Genomic DNA, 17,684 nt, shown 5'->3' with positions numbered 1-17,684 from the left:
ACTACTCCACGGGACGGGCTGTGTCGCCATCCCGACGGACCCGGTCGAACGTTGAGAGATACGCGATCCGGTCGTGAATTTCGTCGGTATCCAGCTCCAGTTCGGCGGCCAGTTCGTCAACGGTCATCGGCTCGTCGAGTGCCTGGAGGACTTCGAGCCCCCGGTAGTACCTATTCGTGAGCTCTTGGACGCGGCCCACGATCGGCGTGGTCACTCCGTACCGCTCCTCGAGTTCGACCAGGGCCTCGTTCGCGAACGTGGCGAACTGATCGTCCCCCAGGCGTTCGATCTGGGCTTCGAGGTCATCCCGGACGACGTCGTAATCGAGACCGGCCTGCACGAGCATATTCATGTCCTCGATGTCGTCGTCACGGCCGGCGATTAGTTTGAACAGGAAGATATCCTCGTTGCTGACCAGCCGGACCGTCAGTCGATCCGTGTCGAGGAACGGCTCGCTGCGCTCTTGCATCCCGTCGGTGAGCACGAGCTTGTTCGCGACCTGCCGGTTGAAGATATCGAGCCGACACCCATCGTCGTTCTCGACGCAGCTCGTTGCCCCCAGCGCCCGATAATCTGGATCCAGCGACTGGACCTCCGCATACCCGAGGTCCATCAGGACGGCCCACAGCTGGCCGTACGCGTCGCCATCCGGGACGACCAGGTCGATATCTTTCGTCGCCCCCTTGAGGTCGCGCAGCGACATCGCGCCACCACCGATCAGGTAGACCGTGAGCGGGGCTGAGAGGCCATCCGCGATTCGCTGGAATTCGTGCTCGATGTACTCGCGGCCGAATGTTGGTCTCATTGTGATAGTGGCACCTCGTAGTCAGCCGCCAGCTCCTGGAACTCGTCCCACTCCGGGAGCTGCTCGTCGTTGACCTCGCCGTGCGTCTCGAGGTAGCGCAGCAAGGCGTCGATTTCGTCTTCGAGGCCATACTTCGCCGCCTGCTCTCGGAGGTCCGCCTCGTCGACGTCGACGTGGCTGAGCAGGAGGAGACAGTACGAGCGGTGGCGGCTGCCGTCGTCGATCAGCAGCGTGTGACAACAAAGTTCCGCCGGCGAGACTGCGTCGAGCTCCTCGGAGTAGACGTAGTAGCGATGGCCGGTGAGCAGGAACTGGAGGTCGAAGGCCGCGAACCGAGCAAGGCCGGTTTCGTGGAACGCCTCCGCGTCGATCTCCGTCTCGGCCTGGGCGAGGAATTCGTCGTAGTCCTCCCAGAGAATCGTCCCCTTCCGGGCTACGGCTTCGAGGCGTTGGCGATGCAGATGGTGTGCGAGTTCCCGGGCGAACTCGTGGAGGCGATCGAAGTCGGCGTTGAACTCGTAGTGGCCGTCGACGGTCCCGACAAGCCCACGGTCGCGAAACCGCTTGAGGACCCGGTTGACCGTGTTGCGGTAGTTGTCGCTCTGGTCGGCGATCTCGGAGACGGTTCGCGGCTGGTCGAGGTAGTACAGCACCTCGAGTGCCTTCCCGGTCAGCAGCTCGGGAAACTCGATGTGGGAGTGCTGGCGGCCGAGATCCCGAAAGAGTTCGACGGCGCGAGCATCCGACGGGACGACTCGTTTTCGCCGGCCATCGCGTTCCGTGTAGACGAGCCCTTTCTCGACGAGGTCGTCGACGGCACGAGAGAGGTAGCTCTCGCTGTGGTCGAGCTTCGTCGCGAGCTCGGAGATCGTGTCGCCGCGGTCGACCGTGGCGAGGACCTCGAGTTCGATGCGCCGGAGCACGGTGTAACATAGTACGAAACTTGTATATAAAGAAGTTTCGAGTAGTGTTACAGCCAGCAATCGCGAGAACCGTCCCCATCGTCTTAACCAACAAAACTATGGACTCGTGGGGCGTGTTGGTTAACGCGAGAGTAGCCGATGTCCTACGAACCCCCGACCCCACCGGCGAACCTCCCGACGGAGATCGTCAACACGCTCAATGAAGCCACACCGGAGCATCTTCGGGACGTTGCCAGCTACGCCGAGGCGTTGACCGAACACAAAGAGCGGGAAGCCCGTCTCGAGGAGGAAGCGGACGACGCCGACGTCGAGGAGCGCCCCGATGACCTCCCAGACGACGTGCCGGCGAAGGCGACGATCACGATCAAGGAGATCAACGACAACCGCTACTACTACTGGCAGTGGAGAGAGGGGGACAAGGTCACGTCCAAGTATAAAGGGCCAGTCAATCCGGACGAATAAGAGGCCAATACGTCCGATTATAGAGTTCCCATACCCCGTGTGCTATTTGATTTTGGTGCACTTGGAAAAGTGATGACTACACACCCCTCGTCCAGAGTGAAAACAGTGGGACGAGAAAGAATTTGAGATTAGATTAAGCCGTTAATAGTCGATAGAGCCGTTTTTACGGACGAACAGTCGAACAGAGTTCCACAGTTGAAGCATAGTTTTCTATTTGAGACAGACCACACCCCTGATCACGAGTGTATCCGCTGATAGGTTCTCACCACACACCCCGTGTGTAAAGTGTAAATGTGTCGTATTCCGACGATAGAGTCCCACTAAGCTGGTTTTGTATATTGGAGGAGACCTACAGCCCGTGGGAAGACACAGACGTACCGGACTCCGTGTAAGAGATGAATTGAGTAACAAGTCGAGCGGGAACACCCCGTGTGCGAAATGGAATTCGAACGGTGAACATCAAGAGGGACGGAGACTGAACCGATTTTCACTTCGATGACGGGGGGATGGTCGACCCTGCGTTTACACTTCGATGACGGGGGGTGTCAGACGTGCGGCTTGCTCTTCGATAACGGGGTGTGGAACAACTAGGTCCAATTACAGATACGCAAATCCACATAAGGACCGCCGATTCTGCGTTACACATCGATGACGGGGGGTCTTCGACCAGATGTACTTCGGTGTCGGTTGTAACTAACGAGCCGCGAAAACGCCGAATTCAGGCGAAATATTCGATACAGCGGACGAATAAACATCGACGGAGGTTAATCTTTTTAATGCTCCGGCGTACAGCAGGCATATGGCCGGTAGTGATCAAGAAGGGGCGGACCAATCCACCCTTGATGAAGAAACTAGTTCTACATCGGATGGACAGCAGTTAGAATCCGCCCGTGAGGATGCTGCCGGAGACGCAAGCCAAAATCAGGGATCGACCGAAGAGACCGCTCAGCGGTCGATCCGTGATATGCTCGATGATGAGGGGGAGGCATCGGTGTTCGTCAACCGGGACCTCGTCGAGCCTGACACGATCATCGACGAGGAGCGAATCGTCGGTCGTGACGACCAGCTCGAGTCCGTCGTCTCGTTTCTGAAGCCGACTCTCCAAGGAAATCGGCCGCCGAATATGCTGCTGTACGGTCCCGCAGGGACAGGTAAGTCACTCATCATCGGAGCCGTCACGCAACAGATCATCGAGCTCTGTCAATCCAAAGGCGAACGGTTCGGCGTTGTCGATATCAACTGCCAGCCAATCAATACGCTCGATCAGGCCGTCTACGAACTCGTTCAAACCGTCGCTCAGGACGTTGGGACGGAAGTCGGTGTTCCAGAGACCGGCGTCTCGACGAAGCGCAAGTACCGACGTCTCTACGAACTCATCAACGAGCACTACGATTCAGTCATCTTCATTCTCGACGAGATCGATCTCTTGGTCGGCCGGCGCGAAAACGACGAACCCGCATACTCAAAGCTTCTCTATCAGCTATCGCGGGCAAGTAACACGAACGAAATCGAAGGCCGCGTGTCCGTCGCAGCGCTGACGAACGATCCAAAGTTTATGGAAGACATCGACGGGCGTGCCGAGAGTTCATTCAATCCACGTGACGTCTACTTCCCAGATTACGACGCGAACCAGCTGCGCGAAATTCTCGAAAATCGACACGATGCGTTCCGTCAAAATGCTCTCGAGGACGACGTGATTCCGCTCGTGGCGGCATTCGCTGCACAAAGTCACGGTGACGCACGGAAGGCGATCGACCTGTTCCGCGGTGCCGGTGACCTTGCAGACGAACGGCGAGATGAGGTGGTTACGGAGGACCACGTCCGAGAATCTCAGGAAGAGATTGACAAAGACCGGTCGCTGAAGCTCGTTGAGGGGCTTACGACACAAAAGAAGATTTCACTATACGCAACCGCAGCCGTTGCGTATCACTCGAACCGGACGGGAAGCTCCGTCCCAAGCCCGATTGGATTCAAAGTTTATCAGTGGGTGACGAACGAACTCGATGCGGACCAGATGACTCGTGAGACGTACGTCAAATATGTCAAAGAACTTTCAACGTACGGATTGATTTCAACATCTCGGAAAAGCCGCGGACGAGGCGGCGGGATGTATATGGAGTTCACATTCACGGGCGATCCTGAAGCGATGATGACCCGGATCGTCGATGATACGCGCCTGGAAAGAATAGCCCAGCAGGAAGAACTCCTCAGTTCAGTCGTGAATGCTCAGCTGAAAGAATTTCACGAAGAGTGAGAACCCGGTCGAGCACCCCGTGGAGGACACACCCCCCGTGTTCGATGTGTAAAGTCGAGATTGTAGCGGGACAGAAGTCGAGAGAGTCCTGAACTGAGATCGGTGAATCGGAGAACACGGAGCAGCCGCTTCCACACCGAATCCTCCTAACGGACTGAAATGAGATCAAGACACGGGGTCTCGTGACCCCCACCCCCCGTCATCGATGTGTAAACACCAGAGGGTGGAAGGGGGAACCCACGTGAAACAAACCACGAAAATCGGGTTTAGCGCCACGAGACGGTTGATAACAAAAGAGATCGTGTATGAAGACGAGAGGTGTGATGGAGACATCCGTGTTCGGTTAGTCGAAGTTCCATTTCTCCTAATCTTCACATCTAATTCCAGTACGGTTCCAGTTTTAACGCACTGCATATAAAACTTCGTTAGACAATATGCATTGCTTACGAGAATATAGATTCGACTGCTGAGGCGTTCTTCTTCGTGTTTGTGGTCTCATCGCCGGTTTTCGCCGTTCTTCTCTCGTCACCCCCCTCCCTCCTCTCTTGGTTTTACACATCGATAACGGGGGGAGGGAGTATGACCGTGGTTCTCTATTGAAACCATTCGCTGCTCGGTCACTAGAAATCGGTTAGCTCTGGCTCACGCGTCCCTGCGAGTTCTTGTTGAATCTCCATTCGATCCCAGCCAAGCGGTGCCAGCACACTCTCGACAGCTCTGACGAGTTGCGTCTCGTAGTACGACGCATCGTACGACTCTACCTCTTCGTGGACCAACGCGACCCGCTCTCGTGACTTCTTCTCGTCGTCGACGACCACGTACTCGATGTCCTGTCCCGGATGGATGGCGAGGTCCTGGTCCCGAGACCGCTTCAGCTCAGGTGGTCAATCTGCGAAGACAGATATTCTTGAAGAGTGGTGACCGTCTCTTCTGAGACAGCTGAAGCCCCGAAGTCACTCCGAAATCCGTGCTTAAGTTCGTCGCTCTCCAAGATCTCCAGACCACGATCAAGTTGCTCCCGGAGCGCATCGTCGTCCCCTCGCTGCAGGTGGGGCGTGACAGCGTCGAGGTCGATCTCTTCTGCGACCGCTAGGACATCCCGAAGATCTGTTTCGCGACCGCTGTGGAGCTTTGCCGCGACAAGGACTGCCCCATCGATGACTCTGGCCGTCGTCGTCACTGTACCCCCGCTCACCTCCTGCTGGTGGCTGTGGTCGTACAGGTAGTCGAACGACCACTGTGCCTCTGTCTGGCGACACCCGAGTCCGTTCACCAGGAGATCGAAGCCGATCGGCTGTTGCGGTGTGACCCGCTTTTCGTACTCGATTACCTCGGTGTCGTAGAACCATTCCTTTGCGTGGCTGTCCGTTTCCTCGAAGCCCTGTCGCTCGAGGAATTCGGCGAATTCAGCTTTGGAGTCCGGTGCGATGACGATATCGAGGTCCGTGGAGAAGCGTGCGTTGAACGCTGAGACTGCGTAGCCGCCGACGAGAACGTACTCGTGGCCCTCTTGGGTGAGATCCTCGAGCAGTTCGATGAGTGCGTCACTCCGGTTGTTGAAGCTCATGTCTGTGCCCGTTCCGTCTCTCGATACGTGACGCCGAGGTCGAGGTCCTCGTACATCCGGTCGAGCATCGCCAGCCCCGACTGGAACTGGGCGTAGTTCTCGCGCATATACTCGATCGTTTCAGCTCTCGGGATTACTGGATACCCTTCGACGTGATTGACGTTGAGCGACGACCGCGGCTCAAGGACGACCTGTAGCGACCCATCCAGCTCGTCACGGGGCTGTCGTTCGAATGCGGTGGGGAGGTCGAACGACTCGAAAAACGTCTCCCAGGTGTCGACGTCTTGCTCGTTGACGGCCAGGAAAAGCGGATAGTCATCGGGGTCGCGACCGACTTGATAGCCGCCCTGGGTCCATACGTAGACGGCGTCGATCCGCGTAAACGCGTACTGCCGGTCACTGAACTGCGGGATGACGTATGCCTCCTCAATCGAAGGCGGACTGACGCCGGCGCTTGTAGCCACAAGCTCGCGTGCGGCCTCTCTCACGCGCTCGTCGACGACGGAGAGGCCGTCATCATAACTGATGTAGCCCGAGTCTTCGAGCCGATTGACGGCCTGTCTCACCGTCTCGTACGGCGTGTGAAGGTGTTGTGCGACACGGCGGATAGAGTCACCACTCTCGATAGTGAGGATGACCTGTGCCGCCGTGTCGTCGAGCACCTCGTACATCTATCAGTTACCAATATTCCGGGAACAGTAAAAAGCCTTACTAGATGTCTGATTGAGTGTCTACAGTCTCGGTGGAGGAGCTTCAATCTGATTAATCTAAATCGGTGTCTTCTATTTGGGAATAGATTACTATTCTAAAATAGTTTTTATTGGGAAGAAAAGAACGCTATTCATACTATTCCCCACAGATTTATGTCGTGAGGGGATGATACTGTTGAATAGTATGAGTGGCTCAGATAGAAAGAATAGTATAGATAGAACGAATAGCCCAAATAGCCCATATAGCTCGGCACAGGCCGACGGGAATTCTCGCGCTGTGTCGGTTTGTATGCTGAAGGGGGGCGTTGGTAAATCAACGATCGCAGTCAACCTCGCCAGACAACTGGCTGCTCAAGATCACGATGTTCTCCTCATTGATCTTGACCCGAACGGTCACGCATCCGTCGGATTAGGCTATGACGACGAATACCACAACACGGAGGAAACCATTGGTGACGTCTTCTTCGACGATGCTGACCCGACCTCTGTCGTCTATGATACCGGCTACGAGTTCGACATTCTCCCCTCCAGCGAGGATCTCGAGCAGGTTGAACGGGAGATCGTCGTTGGCGACGTCTTCCAGCCCTCTGCGCTGCTCAAGCGAGAGGTCGTCGACCCACTTCTCGGGGACACCTACGATTACATCGTCACGGATTCGCCGGCGTACCGGTCCCGACTCACGGACAATGCCCTGGTTGCGACGGCAAATTTGGTCCTTCCCCTTGCACCTGGAAACGAGGCGATGACTGGCCTTGAGCGAACTATTGAGCGGCAAATTTCCCCGCTTCGTCAGCACATGGATGTCGACGTGCTGGCGCTGGTCCCGAATATGCTGAGCGGTCGTATCGACCAGCAGACCCAGGATCGCCAGCTGCTTGAACGCCTCAATTCGCACGATAATCTTCAGGACCGCATCCCGAACTTCGCGCGAATCACGGACTGGGAGGCCGTCGACGCTGGCGACCTCAGCCCCTCACCGGGCATACGGGACCGAACCAGCATCACGAAGGCCTACGGCGAGCGCAAACCTTTGCTGGACTACGATCCCGACTGTGACCAGCTGAAGTGTTTCGATGAGCTGGCGCATATCGTCGAGGCTGGGGAGGTGGTCCGCTATGGCTGAGGACGATCCGTTCGCTGACCTTGGGGAGACGCTTGAGGATGAACCGGATGACGAACCACAGGATACGGATGAGGCGCCCGAATCGGAGGGCGACGAGGAGATGCCCTCTCAGGAACCGGTCGAACGACGGAACCCGATGACTGATTCAGCGTTCAGTTACGAGGCTGCCAAACAGCGACCTTTCTACGCCCGAGAGGCTACGATTGAGGACTTTGATTCCTGGCTGAAGTACGAATTAGAGCGGGAACTCAACCAGCAGGGCTACCAGAATATCGTCGTTCGGGAGATGACTGATGCCCTCCTACGAACCGTCGTGGAGGAAGACCTCGTGGATGAAGTGGCCGAACGGTTCGAACAAGCCCGCGAGTCTGCTTCTTCAGAATCGACTGAATAGGATACTATTCTAAAATAGAATACTATTCAGCAATACCCAACAGCAACCTCAGAATAGTCTGATTTCGCCTCTATACGGTGGACCCAGTGTAGACCGCCGGCTCAAAGAAGATGAGACTGGCCGCCTCAATATAGGATCTGTCGTGATCTCCGAGACCGGATCCGTAATCTGCGATACGCCTTTTGCTACTGATCTGCTTCGACAACAGTGAGTTTGACCTGATGGATCCCTTTCAGCGGTCGAATCCAAGACAGTAGCTCTTCGACCTGCACACCAATTCCGTCGACGGCAATGGACTCTAAGCGGAGACGGTCACTAAAATAGACATGATGCACCCGATGATGGTCTTAGTGACTGGGTGTTGCAGGCCGGTCATCTCGCCGATTACGTCTTTGTCCCGCTGTCCAAATAGTCGGCAATACAGTTCCACACGTTCTAGACGCACACTCGGGTCGAAAGAGTGAGATACGGAAAGACATCGTCGAAAGCTTGCTCAATTCTGCGACGGACATCGTTTACGCCGGTACTGTGCTGATGGCTTGAGAGTTCGACGGTCACCACATTCTAGTATTGTTCAGCAAACGTAGACTTTCCTCCGTTGTCTTGAAACGAATGCAGACGAGTGAGAAGGCCAAAACGAAGCAACTATTCCAGCGTGGTCAGTCGCCCCCAAGTCTGCGGTACCGCTCTGTACTCCCCCTCAGTCCTGCTGACTTGGCCTCGCTGTTCTAAGTACTCGAGGGCGGATCTGACCCGCAACTCGGTCAGGTCGCAGGCTTCCGCGAGCTCCGCAGGGGTATGCGGCTAGTCGCTTTCGCGAAGCGCCCGGTGCACCGTGTGCAAAATCTGCATCCGGAGCATCGCCTCGGATTCCGCTTCCGAGACGAACTCGTGCGGCGTCTGGACGGACCCGTACCGGATCGTGATCGCGCCGTCGAGAACAAACCAGAGACCGACGAGCAGTGCCACCCCTCCGATCCAAGCCGTGTAACTGAGCGTCAGGAACACGCCCACAGCCACCAGTCCCAGACCGTAGACCAGCCAGTTCGTTCCGCCTGGGAGGTCGTAGCCTCGTCCATCGCGCTGTACGTCAGCATTCCTGCAGAGAGGATCAGAACGGGTGCTAACGATCGGACCGTGTGTTCGGTGAACACCACAAGAGCAGCGAACAGGCCCACTGCGCTGACGAACGTCCGAAGGGTATCGTCTGTGACGGGGAGGTTCATACTAGCGGGACACCGGCACTCAACGTGTCCAGGCCACTTTTCCATTACTGTTCAGCGGAGCGACGATACAGGCGTTTGTCGATGAACGTTCCTGGGTCGAAGTGACTGAGAGTAACAGCACAGAGGCTAGACCCTTCTTCGCTGGCGTCGATGGATGTCCCGACACCGAACTGCCCGAGTGGTATCGCCAGTGTCACGGGAGCGATAACCCCGTGAGCTTCGCCGAGGCGGTTCGTGGTCTTCTACGATTGTTCACCGGGTCAAGAGTTTATAATCCATTACGGGGGAACCGCGGAGGGAGGTGACGGAGCTGTAACAGAGTATATCTGTGACTACTATGGCGTGTCGTTTGCGACCTCAAACGAACTGGGCGGGCACGTAACGGCCGTCCATCGGCGCGACCAGTTCGTAACGGATGCCGAGGTGATTCTCGACGGTATTCGGCGGGTCGAAAATGAACTGGAGAAACCCCCGACAGCCAGAGAAATGCTGGAACGCTCTTGTGGCGGAGATTGTTGGTGAGTCATAGCGCAGTTTCGAGGATGGTTTTGAGCGCTTCTTTCCCCGGTTTGCGGAACACTTCTCGACGGATCTGAAACGCTCGGATATACGGCGTGAGTCTGTCTTTAGAGACACCTCGATGCGGCGAGAGCCACCGTCGCGCCAGCGACGCGTGGCTCTCGCAGGTGTTCACGTGAACGTCTCCATCGACGTACTCGCCGTCACCGTGGACGACGTATTCACGGGTGAATGCGTTGTCCTCGTCAAGTGGATCGTATGCCCGAAAGCCGTCTGTGTAGACGGTTAACGACTCCTGCTGGCGGTCGGCCAGCAGGAGTCGAATCCTCGATTCGGTCGCGGCTTTCGTCGGGATCACGTGTCGTTCACCACTGCCGCGATCAGCGAGAACAAACACAGGGAGCTTATCCTCAGCGTATGTTCCACGTCCGCGCGTAGACAGGCCACGCGAGCGCGACGGCTGGTCGCGCTCGCGGCCCTTGAGACCTGCTTTCACGTAGAGTTCATCTATCTCGATGGGGCCTTCGAGCTGTAGTCGAGGCGCGTCCAGCGCTCGCAAAAAGCGCTGGACGCGCCGGTAGATCGTCTTGTATGAAACGTCAATCTTTACGTCTAATTGCCTGAGACTTGTGTTGAAGCGGATGTACGTGTAGACGGCGAGAAACCACTTTCTGAGCGCCACCGAAGAATGTTCGAAGATCGTGCCGGTCTGATCGTTGAACGTGCGGTCGCAATCCTTACAGAGATACCGCTGAAACACGCGATAGCTGCCGTACCGAATCACAGATTCGCCACGGCAGCGTGGGCAATAGACGCCGTCGCGCCAGCGAACCTGTGCCAGCAGGTTCGCGTCGCGACGCTCCGAGACGAACGTCTTGATAGGGAACATTGTTCGTCGGGTGACGCGGTCGCGTCACCCTTGCCCGCTGTGACTTCCAGCTACTGCTGAGAACTCACCAACAATCCTCTACCCAAGAGCGTTGTCTCCGAGAGCGTCGGGTGGGGATGTATGACTTCTGCGAGTTCGTCTGTCGAGAGACTCTTTTCGACGGCGAGTGTTATCTCAGAGATCAGTTCGGAGGCTTCCGGCCCGATGACTTGTCCGCCGAGCACGACGCCGTCGCCACCGCTCACGAGACGCATACATCCGTCAGTGTGCCCTGTCGTAAGCGCGCGGCCGCTGGCACGCATCGGAAATTCACCGGTCGATACGGTATGTCCGGTCTCTTCGGCTTCTTCTTCGTTCATCGGGACGGTTGCGATTTCTGGGGCGTTAAACGCGACAGCGGGGATAGCCCGGTTCCTAGCCGAGGGATTCCGACCGACAATCTCAGCGGCAGCGATCTCGCTTTTTTTCGAGCCGACGTGTGGGGCATCGGTTCACCCGAAACGTCGTTGACGGCAAACACGTGATTGACGTCCGTACGTTCGTATTCATCCGTTGGAACGAACCCGTCCTCGTTAGATTCGAATCCGATTCGGTCGAGGTCCCTCGTATCGGTCACGCGCGTCCGGCCCTCAGCGACGAGCACCGCATCAGGCTTGACTCTCTCGCCGATGTCAGCACCTTCAGGATGACCGAAACGCCTAGGTCTGTAGAGCGATACTCCACGGCGAGTTCGCCGTAGTTCGTTTTGATCGCGACCGCTGAAGCGGCTGAAGAAACTGGAGTGACCACGTCCGACGGGAACGCGACCATACGAAGGCGTTCGATTTCCTCCCGGTTGGATACAACTTTGGCGATACGAAATCTGTCGACTCGTATACCTTTACAACAGACACTTGACTCGTGGCTCGATATCATCTTAGTTCGGAGCCGGTCACTGCACCGGGTACCTCGATTCCGACACTGCAAATCGGCTTTGAGGATGGATGTTCGAAAAATAAGAACGCCTGTCGATGCCCCAATCACCGGGAAGACGATCTCAGATAACAAATCTACATTTGTAATTTTGTAAAACTGAGCCACAGATCTCCGTGAGAATCGGTCCCATTCGGCCGTGCAGCTTCTGCACTCCGTTCTTATTTTTCGAACGGTATGGCTAGTCTGCGTGCTGGGGCATATATGGTGGCGCTCACGGCCCATCTGGACCTATGCCGAAGCCTTATTTTGCTTCCAGCTAGTTACGGGTATATGGATGAAAACACGACCTACAGTTCAGAGGTGAAAACAGCCGTGCGCGTGTTCGAAATAATAGAAGCGATTCGGGAGAAGAATGAGGTCGGGGTCACGGAACTTGCCAACGAATTGGACATCGCGAAAAGTACCACGCATCGGTACCTGACGACGATGGAACAGGCAGAATACCTGATCAAGGAGGATGACAAGTACCAACTCAGTCTGAAGTATCTCGACCACGGAGTATACAAACGGAAACAAATCCTTCCCTGGCAGATCATCGGCCAGACGCTGAAGCAACTGTCGAGCGAGACGTCAGAAATCGCCTGGTTCACAGTCGAAGAACACGGGAAAGGGCGGGACATCTACAAGTCCGAGGGCGACCGCGCAATCACCGTCGAAACCTGGATCGGACAAGCAAAGCCGCTGCACGCACTCGCTGCCGGAAAAGCGATTCTCGCGTTCACACCTCAGGACCGGGTTCGCGAAATCTTAGACACCCAGGAACTGGAGAAGATAACCGAACAGACGATTTCGACCCGGGACGCTCTGCTCGCCGAGCTCGAGGAGATTCGAGAGAAGGGGGTCGCGTTCAACGACGAAGAGTACACGAAAGGCATCCGTAGCGTTGCTGCACCAGTGTTTCACGACGACGACGTAGTCGGAGCAGTGAGTGTGTCGGGACCAGCGAACCGAATGAGAGGGGACCGGTACCGACAAGAATTACCCGAGTTGGTACTCGGCGCCGTGAACGAAGTCGAACTTAAGATGCAATCGACGTTCTAACGGTTCGAGACTGGAGACACCATACCGAATTGCTGCATATTCTTTCCTCGGCCTCCCTGTTGACGGACGCACGAACTGGTCCGTCGATAGTTGTCAAGGAGTCAGGTGGAGTGGCCTGCTGATCCACCGCCGATACTACTGTCTCGACCGGGCTGTCCCAGTGCGATTCTCTCGTCCCGTTATGCAGTACTTCTCTTATTGCGGTACTTCTGGGTGTCCGTCGCTCACGACTCCAGCGACGCTACCATCACCAGTTCGATTTCCGCCCCACCTGGAAGCGCCTCGACTTGGATCACGTCTCTCGCAGGAGGGGTGCTATCGAAGTATTCGGCGTAGGCGTCGTCCATCTCACCGAAGTCATCGATGTCGGTGAAGTACGCCGTCGTCCGAACCACGTCTTCGAAACCGGTTCCAGCCTCGGCGAGGATGGCCTCTAAGTTCGACATTATCTGATGCGTCTTTTCGGCGACTGTTCCATCGACGAGTGTTCCGTCGGGGGTCATTGGAACCTGGCCTGCTGTGAATACGAATCCCTGGGCTTCTACAGCGTGGGTGTATGCTTCCTGTTCTGTTGGTGCGTCTGGGCTAGAGTAGGCTTGGCGCATAGAGAGTACCAATCTCGAGAATACATAAAAGTATTTTGGGTGGGTAGGTAGTTCGAATACACGTTCGAGCGAGAACGGACACACAGGTTCGGTTGCAGAAAGCTATTAATCCCTGCCACGACTACAGCTATTAGATGTCGTACGAGGAGTTGCCCCTGTCGCAGGTGCACGAAGACGAAGGGGCAAACGTGACGAACGTAACAGGATGGCAAGTCCCGATCGAATTCAACTCGATCCGTCTCGAACACAACGAAGTCCGAAACAACGCGGGACGGTTCGACGTAAGCCACCTCTGTAAAATCCGGGTCTCTGGACCAGACGCGACCAGGCTCGTCGGCAGGGTGACGACGAATCGAGCGACCGATATCGCGCCGGGCGAGGTCCAGGCCAGTTGCATCCTCGCGGCAGACGGGACGATGCTTGAATACGTCACCGTCTACCGGGTGCCCGACTCGAGCGAACAGGAGTTTCTCGTGGTCGGAGGGCCGGGAAACGATGGGCTGGTTCACGACTGGATTCGGGCGCGTCGTGACGAACTGGGACTCCAGGCTTCGGTGGAGAACAGCACCCGCGAACTCGCGATGCTCGCCGTTCAGGGTCCCGATGCCGAACGGCACATCTCACAAATCACTGGTCCGTCGGTGGGGAATCTCGACCGATTCGAGGCGACGTATACCGGTGTCGACGGCACGTCAGTGTTGGTATCTCGAACGGGCTACACAGGCGAGGACGGGTTCGAGCTATTCCTTCCGTGGACGGATGCCCCTGACATCTGGAACGAACTTGATTGCCAGCCGTGCGGCATCGGAGCGCGCGATACCCTCCGGCTGGAGGCCGGGTTGATACAGGCTGGTAACGAATTCCACCACGAGAACAACGAGCGGACGCCGCTGGAAGCTGGTCTAGAGAACATCGTCGATTTCCAGACGCCGTTCGTAGGGAAGGACGCGCTCGAGACCGAATCGGACGGGGACACACTCATCGGCCTCAAACTTCGCGGTCGGGGTGTGCCGAAACAGGGCTGCGCGATTCAGTACGATGGAACGCGTGTCGGGAGAGTAACGAGTGGTGTCTTGAGCCCAACGCTGAACGAAGCCATCGGACTCGGCTACGTCAGTACAGAGACGGGAACCGAGGCGGCTGTCGTCGAAGTCGAGATTCGAAACCGGTGCGTCGATGCCCGTGTCGTAGACACGCAATTCTATACTGGAACGATGACCAATATATGAGCAAGCAACTCTTCAGTCCCAACGTCCCACGCGAGAACTTCGACTTCCGGTACGTTCCGGATACGAACCAGCACTTCGAGAACGCGCTGGCGAAGGCCCGTGACGGCGACCGCCTGACCGTCGACGATGCGGTCGAACTCCTCACGACGGGCACCGACTGCGACGGTATCGACCGCCAGCGCAAGGAGCAGGTGCTTGAAGCCGCCGACCGTCGCAGAGCCGGAGTGGTCGGCGAGGAGGTGACCTTCGTCGCGAATCTGAACAACAACGTCACGACCGCCTGCAACACCGGGTGTCAGTTCTGCAACTTCAAGGACCGCTCCGAGCAGTTCCGGACTGACCACAACGGCGACCACGGCGGCTTCACGAAGACGCCTGCCGAATCTCGCGCTGTCGTCGCCGATGCTCTCGAACGAGGCATATACGAGGTTACCTCGGTGTCCGGACTGCACCCGGCGTTCGCGCTGAATGCCGACCACCGTGAACTACTCGAACGCAGCGAGCGCGGCGACCTGAACTACCGGTCGCCGGAGGCGTACGATGTCGACCCTGGCACCTACTGCGAGCAACTCCGTGCGATGAGTGTCGATGACGTCCACCTCCACTCGATGACTCCCGAGGAGGCGTACCACGCGCGCAGAGGAACCGACTGGTCATACGAGGAGGTTTACGGACGCCTAGCCGACGCCGGGCTGGACTCAGTGCCTGGCACGGCCGCGGAAATCCTCGTCGACGAGGTACGTGAGGTCATCTGTCCGGCAAAGATAGACACCCGGGAGTGGCTCGACGCGATGGAGGCCGCCGCTGCCGTCGGCCTCGACACCACTGCCACCATTATGTACGGCCACGTCGACAACGAAGCCCATCGTGCGATACACCTGAAACGGATACGCGACCTGCAGGACCGGACAGGCGCGATTACAGAGTTCGTCCCGCTCTCGTTCGTCCACCACGACACGCCGCTATTCGACCGCGGTATGGTCGATGGGGGCGCGAGCCGCCACGAGGACGAGCTTATGATAGCCGTCTCGCGACTTTTCCTGGACAACGTCGACCACATCCAGTCGTCGTGGGTCAAGTACGGCGACGCCCAGGGACTGAAGATGCTCACCTGCGGGGCCGACGACTTTATGGGGACCATCCTCAGCGAGGAGATAACGACGCGCGCGGGCGGGAAATTCGGGGAGTGCCGGAGTTTCGAGCGGTACGTCGAGATGATATCTGCCATCGGCCGGGTCCCCGTCGAGCGGTCGACGGACTACCGACAGCGCCGCCGCATCGACCCCGATGATCGCCCCCACGGCCCACGACTCGGGCCAAAAGCCGACGGCACACCCCTTCTCGACTAGTGAGACGGCACTCACCGACATCCGTAGCACACAAGATATAATATCTTCGGGTAGAACGTAACAGTTGATGCAGTTCCAAGACGAGGTAGTCATCGAAGCAGACGCAGAGTCGACTTGGGAACTCGTTTCCGACCCCGAAGTCTTAGTCGGAGCAGTCCCCGGCGCGAAAGAAGTGACGCGGGTCTCCGACGACGAGTACGAGGGGACGATAGAGCGCGGCATCGCAGGTATTTCCGTGACGCTCGACGGACGAGTGGTTATGACTGAATTGAACGCACCGTCGCATCTCACCGCGGAAGCCAGCGGCGAAGACTCTAACACGGGGAGCAGGCTCGACGCCGACGCGGAGATGACGATGACTGACGAGGGTGATTCGACGACGATAGCCTACGATATCGACATAGAGTTCACGGGTCGATTGGCAACTGTCGGTTCGCGATTGCTCAAGCGGATGATCCGGAAAGACATCAACACGTACTGGGACAACATCAAAGAGACCGCCGAGACCGAACAAACGGAAGCTGCAGCCGGGGAGTAAGCGGATGGCATTTACCGGGCCCCAGCGCGTCGCCTGGTTCTCGATGACCACCTCGAACTGACGCCCCTCCTCCGCGACGGAGCCGAACTCACGGGTGTACTGTTTACGTCACCGACCGTTATGAGCGACGAAAGTGTCGCTCACTAGAACGGTTAAACGGTTGCTGGTTGGACGTGTGTCACGATGTTGCAAGAGGTACTGCGAACCCTCATAGAGCCGATACGTGGGCCCTCGACGATCGAGTCCGTTGGTGAACAACCGTCGCCGGAACGCCCTCCGAGCATTACTCCCGACTGTGGCACCGCCGTGGTTGACGACGACGCCAGTCGGCAACCGACCGCCTCAATCCACAATTATATGATCGTGTAGCCCACAGCACCGAACGGATGCAAGTAGCACTACTAGGTGGTACTGGCGATATCGGCGAAGGGTTGGCCCTCCGAATCGCGGCGGAGACGGACCACGAGGTCATCGTCGGGTCACGTGAAGAGTCGAAGGCAGTCGACGCAGCGACAGACTACGAGGACGTGCTGGCCGAGCATGGTCACGACGTGGCTCTTTCGGGACACGCGAACGACAAGGCGACCGCACTGGGCGACGTGGTCGTTCTGGCAGTGCCTCCCTTCCACGTCACTGACACCGTCGACGCAGTAGCGGCGGAACTCGACGCAGGGACGGTGCTGGTCAGTCCTGCAGTCGGTATGGACAAATCCGCCGACGGGTTCAGCTACGACCCACCCGGAGTCGGGAGCGTGACGGAACTGGTCGCTGCGACTGCCCCCGACGAAGTTCCGGTCGTCGGGGCGTTTCACAACCTCCCCGCAAACCGTCTGGCACACCTCGACGCCGATCTCGGCATCGACACGCTCGTGGTCGCCGACGACGACGACGCCAAGCGGACCGTAGTGGACCTTGCTGACGACGTCGGCGGGCTGCGACCGGTCGACGCCGGGCCGCTCGCGAACGCTCCGGAGATAGAGGGCATCACGCCTTTGCTGATCAACGTCGCGATGAACAACGACGATATGCACGATGTCGGCGTGCGTTTCCTGTAAACCGAACTGTCGACACGACC

General features: G+C 57.4%; 21 protein-coding genes and 1 pseudogene. 9 read left to right on the top strand and 13 right to left on the bottom strand.

What is annotated here, in order from left to right:
- Position 1 precedes the first annotated feature (1 nt).
- Together RJT37_RS04570 and RJT37_RS04565 are read right to left on the bottom strand one after the other, a co-directional pair.
- Complete coding sequence (locus RJT37_RS04570; protein ID WP_313688174.1) at positions 2-805, bottom strand: DUF6036 family nucleotidyltransferase; 804 nt, start codon at positions 803-805, stop codon at positions 2-4.
- A complete protein-coding gene (locus RJT37_RS04565; RefSeq protein ID WP_313688172.1) occupies positions 802-1,728 on the bottom strand; it encodes a helix-turn-helix transcriptional regulator in 927 nt (308 codons plus the stop codon). Before RJT37_RS04565 ends, RJT37_RS04570 begins: the two co-directional genes overlap by 4 nt.
- A 138-nt stretch (positions 1,729-1,866) precedes the next feature.
- On the opposite strand from RJT37_RS04565, the gene RJT37_RS04560 reads away from it, so the two are divergent.
- Entirely contained in the window at positions 1,867-2,190 is a 324-nt protein-coding gene (locus RJT37_RS04560; RefSeq protein ID WP_313688170.1) for a DUF6788 family protein, read from the top strand.
- Between the two features lie 799 nt (positions 2,191-2,989).
- Positions 2,990-4,444, top strand: a complete 1,455-nt coding sequence (locus RJT37_RS04555) for an orc1/cdc6 family replication initiation protein (RefSeq protein WP_390209132.1) — start codon at positions 2,990-2,992, stop codon at positions 4,442-4,444.
- A 620-nt stretch (positions 4,445-5,064) separates the two neighbouring features.
- On the opposite strand, the pseudogene RJT37_RS04550 reads toward RJT37_RS04555, so the two are convergent.
- From RJT37_RS04550 to RJT37_RS04540, 3 genes and pseudogenes are all read right to left on the bottom strand, one after another.
- Positions 5,065-5,319 (bottom strand): annotated as a pseudogene (locus tag RJT37_RS04550) (type B DNA-directed DNA polymerase); the annotation flags it as partial.
- On the bottom strand, positions 5,316-6,011 hold the full coding sequence (locus RJT37_RS04545; protein WP_313688168.1) for a nucleotidyltransferase family protein: 696 nt from the start codon (positions 6,009-6,011) through the stop codon (positions 5,316-5,318). The gene RJT37_RS04545 and the pseudogene RJT37_RS04550, both read right to left, overlap by 4 nt.
- Positions 6,008-6,682 (bottom strand): helix-turn-helix domain-containing protein, encoded by a 675-nt coding sequence (locus RJT37_RS04540; RefSeq protein WP_313688167.1) that lies wholly within the window; start codon positions 6,680-6,682, stop codon positions 6,008-6,010. The genes RJT37_RS04545 and RJT37_RS04540 overlap by 4 nt, the downstream gene beginning before the upstream one ends.
- 328 nt (positions 6,683-7,010) lie before the next feature.
- On the opposite strand from RJT37_RS04540, the gene RJT37_RS04535 reads away from it, so the two are divergent.
- Together RJT37_RS04535 and RJT37_RS04530 are read left to right on the top strand one after the other, a co-directional pair.
- Positions 7,011-7,844 (top strand): ParA family protein, encoded by an 834-nt coding sequence (locus RJT37_RS04535; protein WP_313688165.1) that lies wholly within the window; start codon positions 7,011-7,013, stop codon positions 7,842-7,844.
- Positions 7,837-8,238: a DUF7970 domain-containing protein gene (locus RJT37_RS04530; RefSeq protein ID WP_313688164.1), complete on the top strand. Its 402-nt coding sequence runs from the start codon at positions 7,837-7,839 to the stop codon at positions 8,236-8,238. Before RJT37_RS04535 ends, RJT37_RS04530 begins: the two co-directional genes overlap by 8 nt.
- 185 nt (positions 8,239-8,423) lie before the next feature.
- Here the strand turns inward: RJT37_RS04530 and RJT37_RS20620 are convergent, their stop codons facing one another.
- The 7 genes from RJT37_RS20620 to RJT37_RS04500 form a co-directional block, all read right to left on the bottom strand.
- Positions 8,424-8,510, bottom strand: coding sequence for a hypothetical protein (locus tag RJT37_RS20620; RefSeq protein ID WP_313689847.1), 87 nt, complete (start codon positions 8,508-8,510; stop codon positions 8,424-8,426).
- A 532-nt stretch (positions 8,511-9,042) separates the two neighbouring features.
- Positions 9,043-9,207: a hypothetical protein gene (locus RJT37_RS04520; protein ID WP_313688162.1), complete on the bottom strand. Its 165-nt coding sequence runs from the start codon at positions 9,205-9,207 to the stop codon at positions 9,043-9,045.
- Positions 9,208-9,236: 29 nt separating this feature from the next.
- Positions 9,237-9,464 (bottom strand): hypothetical protein, encoded by a 228-nt coding sequence (locus RJT37_RS04515; protein WP_313688160.1) that lies wholly within the window; start codon positions 9,462-9,464, stop codon positions 9,237-9,239.
- Between the two features lie 523 nt (positions 9,465-9,987).
- The gene (locus tag RJT37_RS04510; protein ID WP_313688159.1) at positions 9,988-10,872 is read right to left on the bottom strand and encodes an IS1595 family transposase; all 885 of its coding nucleotides are present in this window, start codon (positions 10,870-10,872) and stop codon (positions 9,988-9,990) included.
- A 50-nt stretch (positions 10,873-10,922) separates the two neighbouring features.
- Positions 10,923-11,231, bottom strand: a complete 309-nt coding sequence (locus RJT37_RS04505) for a hypothetical protein (RefSeq protein WP_313688158.1) — start codon at positions 11,229-11,231, stop codon at positions 10,923-10,925.
- Entirely contained in the window at positions 11,228-11,488 is a 261-nt protein-coding gene (locus tag RJT37_RS20615; RefSeq protein ID WP_425604879.1) for an FAD-dependent oxidoreductase, read from the bottom strand. The genes RJT37_RS04505 and RJT37_RS20615 overlap by 4 nt, the downstream gene beginning before the upstream one ends.
- Positions 11,485-11,682 (bottom strand): hypothetical protein, encoded by a 198-nt coding sequence (locus RJT37_RS04500; RefSeq protein WP_313688156.1) that lies wholly within the window; start codon positions 11,680-11,682, stop codon positions 11,485-11,487. Before RJT37_RS04500 ends, RJT37_RS20615 begins: the two co-directional genes overlap by 4 nt.
- Positions 11,683-12,048: 366 nt before the next feature.
- Between RJT37_RS04500 and RJT37_RS04495 the strand changes: the two genes are divergently transcribed.
- Positions 12,049-12,888: an IclR family transcriptional regulator gene (locus tag RJT37_RS04495; RefSeq protein WP_313688154.1), complete on the top strand. Its 840-nt coding sequence runs from the start codon at positions 12,049-12,051 to the stop codon at positions 12,886-12,888.
- A gap of 224 nt (positions 12,889-13,112) precedes the next feature.
- Here RJT37_RS04495 and RJT37_RS04490 read toward each other — a convergent pair whose 3' ends face one another.
- Positions 13,113-13,493 carry a Rid family detoxifying hydrolase gene (locus tag RJT37_RS04490; RefSeq protein WP_311173388.1) on the bottom strand — a complete coding sequence of 127 codons (381 nt, stop codon included), beginning with the start codon at positions 13,491-13,493 and terminating at the stop codon, positions 13,113-13,115.
- Positions 13,494-13,627: 134 nt separating this feature from the next.
- Here RJT37_RS04490 and gcvT point away from each other — a divergent pair, with 134 nt between their 5' ends.
- From gcvT to npdG, 4 genes are all read left to right on the top strand, one after another.
- Complete coding sequence (gene gcvT, locus RJT37_RS04485; RefSeq protein WP_313688151.1) at positions 13,628-14,722, top strand: glycine cleavage system aminomethyltransferase GcvT; 1,095 nt, start codon at positions 13,628-13,630, stop codon at positions 14,720-14,722.
- The gene (gene cofH / locus RJT37_RS04480; protein WP_313688150.1) at positions 14,719-16,071 is read left to right on the top strand and encodes a 7,8-didemethyl-8-hydroxy-5-deazariboflavin synthase subunit CofH; all 1,353 of its coding nucleotides are present in this window, start codon (positions 14,719-14,721) and stop codon (positions 16,069-16,071) included. Before gcvT ends, cofH begins: the two co-directional genes overlap by 4 nt.
- A gap of 67 nt (positions 16,072-16,138) precedes the next feature.
- Positions 16,139-16,609 (top strand): SRPBCC family protein, encoded by a 471-nt coding sequence (locus RJT37_RS04475; RefSeq protein WP_313688148.1) that lies wholly within the window; start codon positions 16,139-16,141, stop codon positions 16,607-16,609.
- 386 nt (positions 16,610-16,995) lie between these two features.
- The gene (npdG, locus tag RJT37_RS04470) at positions 16,996-17,664 is read left to right on the top strand and encodes an NADPH-dependent F420 reductase (RefSeq protein ID WP_313688147.1); all 669 of its coding nucleotides are present in this window, start codon (positions 16,996-16,998) and stop codon (positions 17,662-17,664) included.
- Positions 17,665-17,684: the final 20 nt, after the last annotated feature.

This window comes from Halobellus marinus (genome assembly GCF_032113415.1).
Taxonomy (GTDB): Archaea; Halobacteriota; Halobacteria; order Halobacteriales; family Haloferacaceae; genus Haloquadratum; species Haloquadratum marinus.
The sequence above is the reverse complement of the archived record's forward strand: the minus strand, read 5'-3'. Positions and strand labels throughout refer to the sequence as shown.